The sequence below is a fragment of the Ruegeria sp. HKCCD7181 genome, from assembly GCF_057221055.1.
This window is the reverse complement of record NZ_JBWVBC010000009.1, coordinates 128,675-143,528: the sequence shown is the minus strand read 5'-3', so window position 1 is coordinate 143,528 and position 14,854 is coordinate 128,675. Positions and strand designations below refer to the sequence as shown.

Sequence of the window (14,854 nt, the reverse complement as noted above, 5' to 3'; positions counted from 1 at the left end):
ATCAGCCTCTCTTATGCAAAAGCCTGAAGGCCCGTTTGTGCCCGGCTCAAAATCAAGGCATGAACGTCGTGGGTTCCTTCATACGTATTTACGGTTTCAAGGTTCACCATGTGACGGATCACATGGAAATCCAGACTGATACCGTTGCCGCCGTGCATGTCGCGGGCGTGGCGTGTAATTTCCAGCGCCTTACCGCAGTTGTTGCGTTTGATCATGCTGATCATTTCGGGTGCGGCACGGGCCTCATCCATCAGGCGCCCCACGCGAAGAGCGGCCTGTAGGCCCAGCGTTATCTCGGTCTGCATATTGGCAAGCTTAAGTTGGAACAGTTGTGTCTGTGCCAGCGGCCGCCCGAATTGCTTTCGATCCAGCCCATACTGCCGCGCCGCATGCCAGCAGGCTTCGGCTGCCCCCATGGATCCCCAGGCAATACCGTAACGTGCGCGGTTCAGACATCCGAATGGTCCTTTCAGGCCTTCGGCGTCAGGCAGCAACGCGTCCTCGCCGACCTCGACGTTGTTCATCACAATCTCGCCGGTGATCGAGGTACGCAGAGATAGCTTTCCTTCGATCTTTGGCGCGGACAAGCCGGGTGTTCCTTTGTCCAGAACAAAGCCCCTGATCTTACCACCATGCGCCGCGGACTTGGCCCAGACGACGAACACATCTGCGATCGGCGCGTTCGAGATCCACACCTTGGTGCCATTCAGCACATAGCCGCCCTGTGTCTTCTGTGCCGTGGTTTTCATCGAACCGGGGTCCGAGCCCGCATCCGGTTCTGTCAGGCCAAAGCAGCCGATATATTCACCGCTGGCAAGTTTCGGCAGATACTTTTTGCGTTGGTCGTTGGTGCCGTATGCGTAAATCGGGTACATCACCAGACTGGACTGTACCGACATCATCGAGCGATAGCCGCTGTCGACGCGCTCAACCTCGCGTGCCACCAACCCATAGGTCACGTAGCCCGCGCCGATACCGCCAAACTCCTCGGGGATGGTGGTGCCCAGCAGGCCCATCTCGCCCATCTCGCGAAAGATCTCAGGGTCGGTTTCTTCCTTGGCAAATGCTTCGGTTACACGCGACATCAGCCTGTCTCGTGCATAGGCGCAGGCGGCATCGCGCACCATGCGTTCGTCTTCGGTCAACTGACCTTCAAGCAAGAACGGATCATCCCAGATAAACGGGCCAAGGTCAGGACGGGATTGAGGCTTCATGCGAGTTTCCTTTCGACAGCGGCTTTCAGTCGGGCCAGACCTGCCGTAATTGTATCTTCGGCGTACGCGAATGACAGGCGGAAATGCCCGGGCAGACCAAAGGCGCGGCCGGGAACCAGGGCAACGCCGGCCTCTTCCAGCGCCCAGTTGCAAAACCCTGCATCGCTTTCGAACGGCCGACCCCGATCTGCCAACAATCCGGCGCAGGACGGGAAGGCGTAGAACGCTCCATCCGGGGCCGCGCAGTCCAGCCCGGGAACCTCATTCAGCCCGGCGACCACAAGGTCGCGGCGCACGGCGAAAATAGTGCGGCGGTCCTCCAGCACTTCGGGTGCACAAGTGATGGCAGCGAGTGATGCCCATTGTGAGATCGAGCATGCCCCCGAAGTGACTTGCCCCTGAACTGCAACCATGGCTTTTATCAGGGCAACCGGCCCGATGCCCCAACCGATACGCCACCCTGTCATTGACCAAGCTTTGGCAACGCCGTTGACGATCAGCGTACGGTCGGCCAACTCAGGGGCGGCCTCGGCCACCGAGATGAAAGGTACGAAGCTGAGATGGCGGTAAATTTCGTCCGCCAATATCCAGACATTTGGTTGGTGCGTCAGAACATTGGCTAACGCTGCAATCTCGGCCCGTGTGTAGATAGCGCCGGACGGGTTTGATGGCGTGTTCAGCATCAACCACCGAGTCCGCGGGGTAATTGCCGCCTCCAACTGTTCAGGTTGCAGCTTAAAGCGCTGCTCCATAGGACAAGGCAAAACAACTGGTACCCCGCCCGCCATGCGGACGATGTCCGAATAGCTGGTCCAATAGGGCGCAGGCATAATGACTTCGTCGCCGGGATTCAGACTTGCCAGCATCGCATTCGCGATAACCTGCTTCGCACCGGTAGAGACAATCACCTGCGCTGCGTCGACCCCGGCCTGCTGGGCAATTCCAGTTCGCAAAGCGGGCACACCAGCGGTGGGCGGGTATTTCGTTTTACCTTCTTGTGCGGCGAGATGAGCGGCCTCAACCACATGTGGTGGGGTAGGCAAATCCGGTTCGCCAGTTGAGAGCGCGAGTATATCGCGCCCTTCACCACGCAGTCTTGAGGCGGTTTCCGAAATCTGCACGATTTCGGACAATTCGATCCCATTCAGACGGGCTGCGCGTTGGAACGACATGAGCACTCCTCTGGTAACTGATGTCCGGTTTTATCTGCAAAAATACTTGATAAAAAGGCGTGAATAGGTATCGTATTGATGATTAGAACTCATGAATGCCCATGTCTAAATTCAACTCCCTGCCATCCCTTGCCTTGATGCGGAGTTTTGAGGCCGCAGCACGGTACGAAAGCTATACAATGGCGGCCGAAGAGCTGGGTGTGACCCAAAGCGCCATCAGTCGTCAGGTCCGTGAACTCGAATCTGCGCTGGGAGTGGCGCTGTTTCGCCGCGTGGGACGGGCCGTGCGCCTGTCGAAGGCGGGACTTGCGCTGCGAGACGAGCTTGCGGGTGATCTTGAACGCCTTAGCGGCACCATCAACCGCGCGACCGCAGCAGGCGACAGCGCAACTCTTCTGAGTGCAGCCGTATTGCCCACCTTCGCCACCCGTTGGCTGGTGCCGCGTTTGCCGGAATTCAAGGCCATGCATCCGGGGATCGAACTGGATTTGCAATCCTATACAACGCCGTTCAGCCTTGAAGAACGTCGTATAGATCTGGCCATTCACTTCGGTCGCGATGACTGGCCTGGTGCCCGACTGCGCAGGCTCTTTCCGGAAAATCTGGTTGTTACAGTCGCGCCTGCCTTGCTCGGGGATCAGGGAGTGCAATCGGAAGAGCAAGTTTTTGACCTGCCGCTTTTACACCTGACGTCTCGTCCGGATCTATGGTCGGCGTATCATGCTCATATTGGGCTGGAAGGAAAAGCCGTCTTTCCAGGCCTGCGCTTCGATCAGTTCTCGATGTTGATCGCCGGTGCTGTGGCTGGGTTGGGTGCTGCGATCCTGCCGTCCTACTTGATCGAGACAGAGCTTGATTCCGGTGCGCTGGCGGAGGTCGGTCACTTAAAGAACACGTCCAACAGCGCTTATTATATCGTAACTCCGACGGGACAAAAAAATGAGGCGGCTCAATTGTTTTCCGACTGGCTCAGCAAGCAAACACGTGTTCGGGCCTGAGCTGCTTGCAAATCTCGACAGTCAAGAGTTTGGCCTCTGAGCTCATTCGCCCAATATCATTCCGGCGGATGTCATCAGACATGGCTTGAAACTCTTGTTGACAACAATCTCGGGACAATTAATTTTAGTTACTAAAATAATCTTGAACTGGAAGCACAAAGTGTATCTTGGATTGGACTTGGGCACATCGGGTCTCCGTGGGATTCTTGTAGATGAAGCCGGTGTCGTTGTTTGCGACGCTGAAGCGGGTATTCCAACCTCAACGCCAAGACCCGGATGGTCCGAACAATCCCCTTTGGATTGGATAGATGCTTGCAGAAAGGTTATCGGACAGCTTCGAGGCGCTAATGGACCTGCCTTTTCGCAGCTGCGCGGAATTGGTCTGAGTGGGCACATGCATGGTGCAACCCTGTTGGCTTCTGACGGAAGTGTTCTGAGACCGTGTATTCTCTGGAACGATACGCGATCTGCGAATGAGGCCAAGATCCTCGACCAGAAGAAGGAAATGCGGGCCATCTCGGGCAATATTGTTTTTCCCGGATTCACTGCACCTAAGTTGGAATGGGTGCGATCTAATGAGCCCAGCGTGTTTTCCAAAACGGCCAAGGTTCTGTTGCCCAAAGATTATCTGCGGTTTTGGCTGACAGGAGAATATATCAGCGACATGTCAGACAGCGCGGGCACGTCCTGGTTGGATGTTGGCGCACGGCGGTGGTCTGAAACGGTGCTCGATCTCAGCAGCATGCGCATAGACCAAATGCCCCGATTGGTTGAAGGCAGCGAGCCTGGAGGAGACTTAAGGGCCGAGTTGCAACAAGAGTGGGGATTGTCAGGCCCTGTGGTTGTTGCTGGCGGTGCGGGCGACAACGCTGCGGCGGCCTGCGGCATTGGAAGTATAAATGAAGGTACCGGGTTTTTGTCGCTGGGAACTTCGGGTGTATTGCTTGTTGCAAGGGAAACCTATGTTCCGGCGCCGGAGACGGCCGTGCATAGCTTCTGCCATGCCGTTCCGGATCGATGGATCCAAATGGGTGTCATCCTTTCCGCGACAAACAGCATGAATTGGCTGTCCCGCAATCTTGGTCAGCCCGTAGAAGACCTGGCCGAAAATGTGCCCGCCAGTCTGAATGGCCCGTCTTCCATTACGTTTCTGCCTTACCTGTCGGGAGAACGAACACCGCACAACGACAGCGTGATCCGTGGGGCGTTTCTAGGTGTGGATATAGCTTCGGAACCAGCAGATTTGACCCAATCTGTGATGGAAGGCGTCGCGTTTGCAATGAAGGATTGTCTGGAGGCGCTGAAGGCCACGGGAACAGAACCGGGCAGAATACTGGCAGTAGGTGGGGGCGCTCGATCCCGTTTTTGGTTAGAGACACTGGCCACTGTGCTGCAGGTCCCTCTGTTGGTGCCCAAGGGCAGCGAGTTCGGGGCGGCAATTGGTGCAGCGCGCCTCGCTATTTGTGCTGTCAACGGCGCAAGCCCTGCAGATGTCATGACACCACCTGAAATTCGGGTAATCATTGAGCCGCGCAGCGACTTGATTGATGCTTACGAAAGTGAATTCCAGCGTTACAGGCAGTATTATACTGCACTGTCACCGTTAGCAGGGCGATGAGAAAACAAGAGGAAGACCTTAATCAAATCAAACGGGCTGTTTTGGAAGACGGCGCGATGCGTGTCTCGCTGTTGAGCTACGGGGCAATCACTCAAGGTTGGTGGTACAAGGGCGTTCCCCTGATACTTGGGTACGAAGATCCAAAGGCGTATTTTGCCGACAAAAACTATATGGGTGCAATTGTCGGGCGCGTTGCCAATCGGATCAGTGGGGCGCAGTTTGCGCTGGGCAATTCCCGTTTTGAGCTAAGCGCAAATGAGGGCCTGAATACGCTGCATGGTGGTAAAGCCGGGTTGTCCCGCCAGCACTGGCGGCTTTCGCAGACTTCCGCAACCGAGGCCGTGTTGAGTTTCGTATCGCCAGACGGAGATAATGGTTTTCCTGGCGAAGTCAGATTTGAAGTGCGTGTGAGCCTGCAATATCCGCGCTTGGTATACTCGATATTTGCCTTACCTGACCGACCAACCCCAATAAGCATCGCACAGCATAATTACTACTCGCTCGGCAGTGACACAGGCATTTCCGAACACAAACTGAAAATAGCTTCTAATCGTTTTCTGGAGATCGACAATGAGGGGATTCCGTCGGGGTCGATAAACGATGCACGAACTGGTGGATTGGATTTTGCCGTTGGTCGAGCGGTTGGAAGTGTCTCGGAAGACATCGACCACTATTTCCTGTTCGATCCTGAAAGACATCGAGAAATCCCGGTGGCGGGGTTCAGCGCACCGTCCGGTCTGAACCTGCATGTGTACTCGGATCAATACGGAGCTCAGGTGTATTCCGGGGCAAAGCTATCAGAACCTTTTCAGCGAAATGCAGGGTTATGCATCGAGCCATCAGGCTTTCCCGATGTACTCAATATCCCATCATTCCCCTCAATCGTATGCACGCCCGAGAACCCGTACCGGCAGACACTCACTCTGGAGATTTCCGAGGTGCAGGCATGAAGTTAGGAATGCTGGTCGGAGTATTGAGCGTAATTTTTGGGGGCGTCTCTGGCATTGGTGCTCAGACGCTTGGACCGAGCCCGGAATTCAATGAACCCGACTTGGCGAATGTTGAGCTGGGGCAGTTGCTTTTCTACGATCCGATCCTGTCTGGAAACAGAAACATAAGTTGCGCGACGTGTCATCACCCCAAGCTTGGCACATCAGATGGCCTCTCGTTAGGGATCGGAGAAGGTGGCGTAGGTCTGGGTGCAGAGCGCGAATTTGATCCTAACAACCCACCAGAGCAACGCATCCCACGGAATTCGTCGGGGCTCTGGAACCTTGGGGCAATCGAATTCACGACGTACTTCCATGATGGGCGCCTGGAACAAGACGCCACGCAACCTAATGGGATAAGAACGCCGTTGGGTACACATATGAGGCCAGGATTTAATTCCGCCTTGGCAGCCCAGGCTATGTTCCCGGTGCTGTCGCCAGATGAGATGGCCGGGCATTATTCTGAGAACGATGTGAGCAAGGCAGTACGTCTTGGCTTTTTCACGCAGGAAGGCGGTGCATGGGATCTGATAGCGGCCCGTGTTGCGGCAATCCCGGAATACGAACGGCGATTTGACGAAGCTATGCCAGGTGACGAGATTACGTTCACCGCAATTGCAAATGTGATCGCTGATTTTATCGCTTTTGAATGGCGCGCGGACAACAGCGCATTCGACCGGGCAATGCGGGGAGAGGGCGATTTGCCTGATAAGGCGCAGCTTGGAATGCAGTTATTCTATGGCAAGGCGCGGTGTGGAACTTGTCACTCGGGATGGTTCCAGACGGATCATAAGTTTCACTCGATTGCGATGCCGCAAATAGGACCCGGTAAAGCGGCCCGATTTGAAAATCATACAAGAGATGACGGACGTCTGCGCGTGACTGGCGATGCAGATGATGCGTTTGCGTTCCGCACGCCTTCACTGCGCAACGTGACCCTCACCGCGCCTTACGGACACAACGGCGCCTTTGCTGAGCTCGAGGATATTGTGCGACATCACCTCGATCCGGTTGGGTCATTGCGTTCGTATTCCGTCGATCTGGCTTTGTTGCCCGATTTCCCAGATGCCGACGACCAGCGACCAATGCTGGAGGTCGAACATGTAGATGCGATCGCCAGGTCCAGCGATTTGGAAAAAATTATTCTATCTGATCAGGAAATTAGCGCAATATTGAGTTTCCTGGGCAGTCTGGAGGACCCTGCAGTTCGGCTTGGTGTTCCCGAGGACGTGCCGAGTGGTCTTCCGGTCGATCAATGATCACCGTTGAATTCGAATAATCTGATTGGAGCTGTAGTCCTGCCAATCACTAGCGGCACCATCGGGCCAGATGACCCTAACATTGACGAACTTGTCTTCTCTCAGACCAAAGTGATGAAACCCCGCGATACCGCCGGCATGTCCTCCGCCGACTGTTATTTCCCGGGTCTGGATGCCATGCGAAGTCCTGATCTCGATAAATCCGCCGACTGCGAAGCGGTTGGGTCGATCCTGACCGACATCCAATAGCAGCCAATTTCCGGTCAGAGCTTGGTTTTGATGGACTTCGATCTTGGAGCCGCGGTTGACGACCACCAGATCCAGCCAGCCATCGTTGTTCAGGTCCATCATAGCTGCGCCACGAGATTTTGACATCGATGCGACTTTTGCCTCAGCTGAGGCTTCGAAAAACTGGCCACCTTCTTGCTGCAACAACATGTTGTTGGGGTCATTCAGCGCAGCGTCCGGCATCTGTTCGACATTTCCTTTTGCTACAAAAATGTCGTCCAAACTGTCGTTGTTAACGTCACCAAACTGTGCATGCCAGCCGGTCGAGGGCCGACCGTCACCACCCACATGTGGTCTGTGGGCTGTCGTGCCTTTATCGTACGTAGCATCACGCCATGTCGGACCATTGGTTTCGCTGTCAAAAATCTGAAACTTCTGGTCTCCCATCGACGTGAGGTAGATCTCGGGATGCCCATCCCCCGTCAAGTCGCGAGAGGCGATACCCATTCCCCAAATCGAATAGGGCAGCCATCCTTCGTCTTGCGAATACAGGCGTGGCGTAGGCTCCATCGCCCAAAGCTGCTCCTGCCCACCGCGCACAAAGTAGTGGCGGTCGTTGCTGACACGCAGATCCGCGCGGCCGGTCCGCCCCCAGTCCGAGAACAGAATCGACAAAGAGCAATACCCCGGCACGAGATGCTCCGGTGTTCGGTAGGTGTCTCCTTCTGGTCGGTAAAGAACCGTTGGCCCGCAGGTTTCAAAGGGACCTTCCGAGTCGTATCGATCAACGTATGTGCCGAACGCCAGCGTCGGCAGCGTTTGGTTGTCCTCCCACGTTGCCGAGAAGCCTGTGGTCCAGTGGTCTTCGGACTGGAAACCGAGCGTGGTGAAGGGGCTGAATTGGCAATCCGGTTTACCCTGAAGCAGAAGGTCTTCACCTACGCGCAAGACTGCCAGATCCATGACGCCATCGCTATCGACATCCAAGGGATAGGCTCCGGTTACTCCGGTCAGGGCGAGTTGGTCAGGTGTTTCGGCGCGAAATGAGATCCCTTCTTGCGAGGTATTCTTGAACAGCTGAGACTGTTCCGAACCGCCTGCCACAAAGAGGTCAGGCCGTGTATCCCCGTTGCAATCAAAAACAGCGACTCCACCGCCCACAAAGTGTTCCCAGCCGCCATCGTAAACGTGAATCGGGACATCCACATTTTCAAACTGCGGAACAGCGGTCTCGGCACCAGCCGCCGTGGCAAGACATGTAAAAATTGCGAACTCACGACGCATGCGTCGCAAGCTCCTGGACCTTAAGGATCGAGACTTGTTCGATCCCATATGCGGCTGCGCCCTTGGCCCACATCAGATCACCCCAGTGGTGAACTTTTATTTCCGGTAAAGGTGCGTCGACATTTACAATCCCACTGCGAATGCGGTCCATAACATCGTCTGAGCACAGGTGCTCAAAACTCATCTGAGCGCCTGACACAATGATGCATTCGGGATCAAAAAGATTGATCAGGTTGGATAGCCCCAAACCAAACATCTGTCCTGCGCGCGCAAGAACAGACAGCGCCCTGTCGTCTCCTGATTTGGCGCGATCATGAATGTCAGAAACGGTTTTCATTTCCCGGCTTTGGCCCGCAACCGTCATTTCGCGGATCAATGCATAATCCCCAACATAGGCTTCAAGGCACCCACGCTGACCGCACTGACAGAGGGCTCCGTCGAGATGCACTTTGATATGTCCGAATTCCGCGCCGCAGCCCCTTTCCCCACGGTAGAGCTTGCCGTCCAGTACAATGCCAAGCCCCACACCGTGTTCGATTGTTACAACAAGGAAGTTTCTCAGGCCTTTTCCCAACCCAAAAAGCTGTTCTGCCTTTGCGACAAGGTTCGCGTCGTTTTCAATAAAGGCAGGGCAGGGAAGCCCCTTGGACAACAATCCGCTGAAATCAACGTTTCGCTCAGTTATGGAAGATGACCAGTGAACGAAGTTCTTTTTAGCGTCGACGAGGCCGGCTATCCCGATTGAGACGCCGGCCAATTGTTGTATGGAGCCATCAATCTTCGCGCATGCTTCTTCCAGTGCGCTGCGAGTGGCGGCCACAAACTCGTTGGGTGCCATTCGGGCACTTTCCAACATGAATTTATGCGAAGTGACTTCGTTTCCCTCGAAATCGACGAGAATGACCGAGATAACTTGCCGCGCAACTTTGAGGCCAGCCACAAGGTAAGACTGGCCGTCCAATTGGAGCAGGACCCTTGGCCTTCCTCTCTTTGCGGATTTGGATTGAGCTTCACCCTCAATCTCTTTGATCAGTCCGGCCGAAATAAGATCAGCCGTTGCCGCAGTGACTGTTGCTGGACTGGTTTGCAAAGCAGAAGCGATATCGATCCGCGATATCGATCCCCTTGTTCTGATGTGCTCCAAAACCCTTAGGCGCGTTATGTTTCTTTGGTCCATGGAATTTGGAGAAGCTTTGCTTTTCAGCATCTTGTCCTCGCGAATCTGATCTGCGTCCCAATCTAGTTGCATTTTGCCTCTTCTTACAGACTAAATATTTTACTGACTGAAATAAATATGATATTCAAAACTGTGAGAGTCACGAATCGAGATGCGATGGCTCAGCAATCGGGAGGAAACCATGAAACGAATTCTCAGCTTCTCAGCTGCGGTCACCTTGCTGGCTTCAACTGCATTCGCAGAGCCGGTCGTCGGTGTGAGCTGGTCCAACTTTCAGGAAGAACGCTGGAAAACAGACGAAGCGGCAATCAAGTCGGCGCTTGAAGCAGGTGGTGCCGAGTACATTTCAGCGGACGCGCAATCGTCATCCGCAAAGCAGCTTTCAGACATTGAAAGCCTGATCGCGCAAGGTGTGGACGCCTTGATAATTCTTGCACAAGACGCACAAGCCATCGGGCCAGCCGTTCAGGCAGCAGCCGACGAAGGTATTCCGGTCATCGCCTATGATCGTCTCATCGAAGATGATCGCGCATTCTATCTGACTTTTGACAATGTCGAGGTCGGTCGGATGCAAGCTCGTGCAGTTTTCGAAGCGATGCCGAAAGGCAACTACGTGATGATTAAGGGTTCACCCACTGACCCGAACGCCGATTTCCTGCGTGGTGGTCAACAAGAGATCATAGGTGCCGCGGTCGACAGCGGGGACATTGTTATCGTTGGTGAGGCGTACACAGACGGCTGGCTACCAGCCAACGCGCAGCGAAATATGGAGCAGATTTTGACCGCCAATGAAAACAACGTGGATGCGGTTGTTGCGTCTAACGATGGGACTGCGGGTGGTGTTGTCGCGGCTCTGACGGCGCAGGGGATGGAAGGTATCCCGGTTTCCGGCCAGGATGGCGACCACGCCGCGTTAAATCGGGTCGCGCTGGGCACTCAGACTGTTTCGGTTTGGAAGGATGCCCGTGAACTTGGAAAAGCAGCCGGAGAAATCGCAGTCGCACTGAGCGGAGGCACAAGCCCGACAGATGTCGAAGGCGCAGCCAGCTGGACCTCACCAGGCGGCACCGAGATGAATTCGGTTTTCCTGGCTCCGGTTCCGATCACCAAAGACAACCTGTCTGTTGTTGTAGACGCCGGTTGGATCCCGTTGGAGGATCTGTGCCAGGGTGTCGAAAACGGTCCTGCTCCCTGCAATTAAACTTCAAAGTCTCTGGCCCGCTTCGTTGGGCCAGAGACCATTGCTGAATATGAAAGATCGGAAATGACCGAAACTTCGACTCAGCCGGTACCTCAGAAAACAAAGCCGGGCCTGTTCCAACAGTTGGAACTTGATATGCGGCTATTGGGAATGATCGGCGCATTTGTCATCCTCTGCATCGGGTTCAACATCTTTACCGATGGACGGTTCTTAACGCCCCGGAACTTGTTCAACCTGTCGATCCAGACAGTGTCGGTGGCGATCATGGCCTGTGGCATGGTTTTCATAATTGTTACACGTCACATTGATCTCTCAGTTGGCGCTCTGTTGGCGACAACATCAGCAGTAATGGCAGTGACACAGACCGAATTGTTGCCACACGTGTTAGGTATGGGTTTGGACAACCCTGCGACATGGGCGATCACGGTTGTGGTCGGGCTTCTGGTCGGTACTCTGATTGGTGCATTCCATGGCTGGATGGTTGGCTATCTGACGATCCCTGCATTCATCGTCACGCTCGGCGGGTTTCTGGTTTGGCGAAATGTAGCCTGGTATTTGACCAGCGGTCAGACAATTGGCCCGTTGGACGGCAACTTCCTCAAATTCGGAGGAACCAACGGAACACTTGGCACAACGACAAGCTGGCTGTTTGGTTTGTTTGCAGCCGGGATTGCAATCTGGATCTTGTTGAGCGGCAGGAGAGCAAAAGCGGCGCATGGATTCCCGGTAAAGCCTGTCTGGGCCGAGACCACCTTGGCCAGCATAATCGCGATTGCGATCCTGGGATACGTATATATCGTAAACAGTTACGCCATTCCGACCCGCAGGCTTCAACGCATGTTCGAAGCTCGGGGGGAAACGATGCCAGAGGGGCTGGTTGTTGGCTATGGTATCCCGATATCAGTTCTTATTCTGATTATCGTTGCAGTCACATTGACAATTGTGGCGCGAAAAACCCGGTTTGGCCGTTACATCTTTGCTACGGGCGGCAATCCAGATGCGGCTGAACTGTCTGGCATCAACACACGTCTGCTAACAGTTAAAATCTTCGCGCTAATGGGCTTCCTATGTGCCGTCTCCGCTGTTGTCGCTTCTGCACGTTTGGCCAACCACTCCAACGATATAGGGACACTGGACGAGCTGAGAGTGATCGCGGCAGCAGTCATCGGAGGGACTGCATTGTCCGGCGGGATCGGGACAATTTACGGAGCCATACTCGGTGCACTGATCATGCAGGCGCTTCAGTCGGGAATGGCGATGGTCGGGGTGGATGCGCCGTTTCAGAACATCGTCGTTGGCAGCGTTCTGGTTCTCGCCGTCTATATCGATATCGTCTATCGCAAGCGATTGGGGACAAAATGATGCAAAACCAAGTGACGCAAAAATCCCCATCGAAATCCGGCAGAGGCTCGGGTAGGCCGCCGTTGGTTGAGATGCGCGAAATCTCGATATCTTTCGGCGGGATAAAGGCCGTGGACCACGTTTCAGTCGACCTTTACCCCGGCGAGGTCGTCGGTTTGTTGGGGCATAACGGGGCAGGGAAGTCCACGTTGATCAAGGTTCTGTCCGGAGCCTATCAGAAGGATCACGGAGAAATCCTGATCGATGGGAAACCGGTTGAGATTGATAACCCACGCGATGCGCGGGCTAACAATATCGAGACGATCTACCAGACGCTCGCCCTGGCCGACAATCTGGATGCGACGTCCAACCTATTCCTCGGGCGGGAAATGACCACGCCAATGGGCCTGGTGAATGATGCGGCAATGGAGGCCGAGTGCCGCAAGATAATGGCGCAGCTCAACCCGAATTTTCAGAAATTCAACGACCCAGTATCGGCGCTATCTGGTGGCCAAAGGCAGTCGGTGGCGATAGCGCGTGCGGTCTATTTCAATGCACGCATCCTGATTATGGACGAACCTACGGCAGCGCTAGGCCCGCATGAGACGCAGATGGTGGCAGATCTGATTCATCAACTGAAGGCGCAGGGCATCGGGATTTTCCTGATCGACCACGACGTTCATGCCGTGATGGAGTTATGTGATCGCGCGTCAGTAATGAAGAACGGAAAACTGGTCGGAACGGTTGATATCGCTGATGTAACTGACGACGACCTGTTGTCGATGATTATCCTGGGCAAACAGCCAGGACAAAAAGCGGAGTAGGGGGCAGGTATGACCAGTGGATTCTTCGAAGGGATCGAAAAGATCCGATACGAAGGGGAGGACAGCAAAAACCCACTCGCCTTCCGCCATTACAACCCGGACGAATTTGTCATGGGCAAACGTATGGAAGATCATCTGCGATATGCTGTTGCCTGGTGGCATTCCTTTGCATGGGAGGGTGGGGATCCCTTCGGCGGGCCGACATTTGAACGCCCGTGGCATCCGCAGGACGACATGGGACGGGCCCGGATGAAAGCGGATATTGCTTTTGAGATGTATGAAATTCTCGGTCAGCCGTATTTTTGCTGGCACGATGTAGACATCCGGCCCGAGCAAGGGAATTTTGCGGGCAATCTGAGAACGCTGGAAGAAATCACCGATTATATCGGTGAAAAGATGCAGGCCGCTGGAACCAAGCTCCTCTGGGGAACGGCCAATATGTTCAGCCATCGTCGCTGGATGGCCGGCGCCAGCACAAACCCGGATCCTGACGTTTTTGCATTTGCGGCGGCCACCGTGAAATCATGTATAGACGCGACCCATAAGCTGGGTGGTGAAAACTACGTTCTCTGGGGCGGACGCGAAGGGTATGAAACCCTGCTCAACACGGACCTGAACGCAGAGCTCGATCACATGGGTAGGTTCTTGAATATGGTCGTCGAGTACAAACACAAGATTGGTTTCAAGGGTGCCATACTTGTGGAACCCAAACCGCAGGAACCTTCCAAGCATCAGTATGACTATGATGCTGCTACTTGTATTGGATTCCTAAGAAAATACGGGCTTGAAAACGAAGTGAAACTGAACCTCGAGCAGGGTCATGCAATTCTGGCTGGCCACAGTTTCGAACACGAAATCGCCGTTGCGGCAGCTGAGGGAATGCTGGGTTCAATCGATATGAACCGGAATGACTACCAATCGGGCTGGGATACGGACCAGTTCCCAAACAACACGCCAGAGGTCGCGTTAGCCTATTACTACATTTTGAAGGCAGGCGGGTTTTCGACCGGGGGCACAAATTTTGACGCAAAAATACGCCGGCAATCGATTGATGCGGAAGATCTCGTCGCCGCGCATGTCGGCGGTATGGACGTGTGTGCCAGAGGCTTGAAAGCTGCGGCTGCAATGATCGAGGACGGAGGCTTGGCCTCCGAATTGGCAAACCGATACGCTGGTTGGGCCTCTCCCGAGGCGCACGCCATGTTGGAATCCAGCCTGGAAGAGATTTCTTCCCGCGTTCTTGCAAAGGACATTAATCCAGATCCGAGATCAGGGCGTCAGGAAGTGTTGGAGAACTACGTGAACAGGTTTGTCTGATCCGTTTGACTTTGCGGGCGGTCTCTTGGTCGCCCAGTGGGTCAGGAAATTCAAGTTTCGCACTCGCCGTTCGTACATTCTGAGATAGCACGATAGGCTATGCTTCTCTTTTGACGAAGCAGCCTTCAAAGAGGGTTATTCTGCCTGGAAGGTCGATTAAACTGCTGTGCCGTGAATTGTGACACCTGCCGTCATCGAGCTGAATCGTATTGCTCTATGCATCGCACTACAG

The 14,854-nt window shown here is 54.5% G+C and carries 12 protein-coding genes; 8 read left to right on the top strand and 4 right to left on the bottom strand.

The features are described from left to right. Positions 1–11 precede the first annotated feature (11 nt). Both AC2TCY_RS17375 and AC2TCY_RS17370 read right to left on the bottom strand, forming a co-directional pair. The gene (locus AC2TCY_RS17375) at positions 12–1,214 is read right to left on the bottom strand and encodes an acyl-CoA dehydrogenase (protein WP_480849247.1); all 1,203 of its coding nucleotides are present in this window, start codon (positions 1,212–1,214) and stop codon (positions 12–14) included. Next, positions 1,211–2,386 (bottom strand): pyridoxal phosphate-dependent aminotransferase, encoded by a 1,176-nt coding sequence (locus tag AC2TCY_RS17370; protein WP_480849246.1) that lies wholly within the window; start codon positions 2,384–2,386, stop codon positions 1,211–1,213. Before AC2TCY_RS17370 ends, AC2TCY_RS17375 begins: the two co-directional genes overlap by 4 nt. A gap of 101 nt (positions 2,387–2,487) precedes the next feature. Here AC2TCY_RS17370 and AC2TCY_RS17365 point away from each other — a divergent pair, with 101 nt between their 5' ends. The 4 genes from AC2TCY_RS17365 to AC2TCY_RS17350 all read left to right on the top strand — a co-directional run bounded on the left by AC2TCY_RS17365 (position 2,488) and on the right by AC2TCY_RS17350 (position 7,250). Next, entirely contained in the window at positions 2,488–3,384 is an 897-nt protein-coding gene (locus AC2TCY_RS17365; protein ID WP_480849245.1) for a LysR substrate-binding domain-containing protein, read from the top strand. Positions 3,385–3,544: 160 nt separating this feature from the next. Continuing rightward, positions 3,545–5,002: a xylulokinase gene (xylB, locus tag AC2TCY_RS17360; protein WP_480849243.1), complete on the top strand. Its 1,458-nt coding sequence runs from the start codon at positions 3,545–3,547 to the stop codon at positions 5,000–5,002. Continuing rightward, on the top strand, positions 4,999–5,952 hold the full coding sequence (locus AC2TCY_RS17355) for an aldose epimerase family protein (RefSeq protein WP_480849241.1): 954 nt from the start codon (positions 4,999–5,001) through the stop codon (positions 5,950–5,952). Before xylB ends, AC2TCY_RS17355 begins: the two co-directional genes overlap by 4 nt. Further along, a complete protein-coding gene (locus tag AC2TCY_RS17350; protein WP_480849239.1) occupies positions 5,949–7,250 on the top strand; it encodes a cytochrome-c peroxidase in 1,302 nt (433 codons plus the stop codon). Before AC2TCY_RS17355 ends, AC2TCY_RS17350 begins: the two co-directional genes overlap by 4 nt. On the opposite strand, the gene AC2TCY_RS17345 is transcribed toward AC2TCY_RS17350, so the two are convergent. Next, complete coding sequence (locus AC2TCY_RS17345) at positions 7,251–8,762, bottom strand: CRTAC1 family protein (RefSeq protein ID WP_480849238.1); 1,512 nt, start codon at positions 8,760–8,762, stop codon at positions 7,251–7,253. It abuts the gene before it with no gap. Then, positions 8,752–10,011, bottom strand: a complete 1,260-nt coding sequence (locus tag AC2TCY_RS17340) for an ROK family protein (RefSeq protein WP_480849236.1) — start codon at positions 10,009–10,011, stop codon at positions 8,752–8,754. Before AC2TCY_RS17340 ends, AC2TCY_RS17345 begins: the two co-directional genes overlap by 11 nt. Positions 10,012–10,120: 109 nt before the next feature. Here AC2TCY_RS17340 and xylF point away from each other — a divergent pair, with 109 nt between their 5' ends. The 4 genes from xylF (at position 10,121) to xylA (ending at position 14,622) form a co-directional block, all read left to right on the top strand. Then, entirely contained in the window at positions 10,121–11,140 is a 1,020-nt protein-coding gene (gene xylF, locus AC2TCY_RS17335; protein ID WP_480849234.1) for a D-xylose ABC transporter substrate-binding protein, read from the top strand. Positions 11,141–11,203: 63 nt separating this feature from the next. Beyond that, complete coding sequence (locus AC2TCY_RS17330) at positions 11,204–12,502, top strand: sugar ABC transporter permease (RefSeq protein WP_480849233.1); 1,299 nt, start codon at positions 11,204–11,206, stop codon at positions 12,500–12,502. Further along, positions 12,502–13,305 (top strand): ATP-binding cassette domain-containing protein, encoded by an 804-nt coding sequence (locus tag AC2TCY_RS17325; RefSeq protein ID WP_480849231.1) that lies wholly within the window; start codon positions 12,502–12,504, stop codon positions 13,303–13,305. Before AC2TCY_RS17330 ends, AC2TCY_RS17325 begins: the two co-directional genes overlap by 1 nt. A 9-nt stretch (positions 13,306–13,314) precedes the next feature. After that, on the top strand, positions 13,315–14,622 hold the full coding sequence (gene xylA / locus AC2TCY_RS17320) for a xylose isomerase (RefSeq protein WP_480849230.1): 1,308 nt from the start codon (positions 13,315–13,317) through the stop codon (positions 14,620–14,622). The last annotated feature ends 232 nt before the right edge of the window (positions 14,623–14,854 follow it).

Bases quoted from the DNA above. Each gene is read 5' to 3' on its own strand.
- AC2TCY_RS17350 (WP_480849239.1), top strand. From the start codon at position 5,949: ATGAAGTTAGGAATGCTGGTCGGAGTATTGAGCGTAATTTTTGGGGGC.
- xylA (WP_480849230.1), top strand. From the start codon at position 13,315: ATGACCAGTGGATTCTTCGAAGGGATCGAAAAGATCCGATACGAAGGG.
- xylF (WP_480849234.1), top strand. From the start codon at position 10,121: ATGAAACGAATTCTCAGCTTCTCAGCTGCGGTCACCTTGCTGGCTTCA.
- AC2TCY_RS17330 (WP_480849233.1), top strand. From the start codon at position 11,204: ATGACCGAAACTTCGACTCAGCCGGTACCTCAGAAAACAAAGCCGGGC.
- AC2TCY_RS17340 (WP_480849236.1), bottom strand. From the start codon at position 10,011: ATGCAACTAGATTGGGACGCAGATCAGATTCGCGAGGACAAGATGCTG.
- AC2TCY_RS17370 (WP_480849246.1), bottom strand. From the start codon at position 2,386: ATGTCGTTCCAACGCGCAGCCCGTCTGAATGGGATCGAATTGTCCGAA.
- AC2TCY_RS17355 (WP_480849241.1), top strand. From the start codon at position 4,999: ATGAGAAAACAAGAGGAAGACCTTAATCAAATCAAACGGGCTGTTTTG.
- AC2TCY_RS17345 (WP_480849238.1), bottom strand. From the start codon at position 8,762: ATGCGTCGTGAGTTCGCAATTTTTACATGTCTTGCCACGGCGGCTGGT.
- AC2TCY_RS17375 (WP_480849247.1), bottom strand. From the start codon at position 1,214: ATGAAGCCTCAATCCCGTCCTGACCTTGGCCCGTTTATCTGGGATGAT.
- AC2TCY_RS17365 (WP_480849245.1), top strand. From the start codon at position 2,488: ATGTCTAAATTCAACTCCCTGCCATCCCTTGCCTTGATGCGGAGTTTT.
- AC2TCY_RS17325 (WP_480849231.1), top strand. From the start codon at position 12,502: ATGCAAAACCAAGTGACGCAAAAATCCCCATCGAAATCCGGCAGAGGC.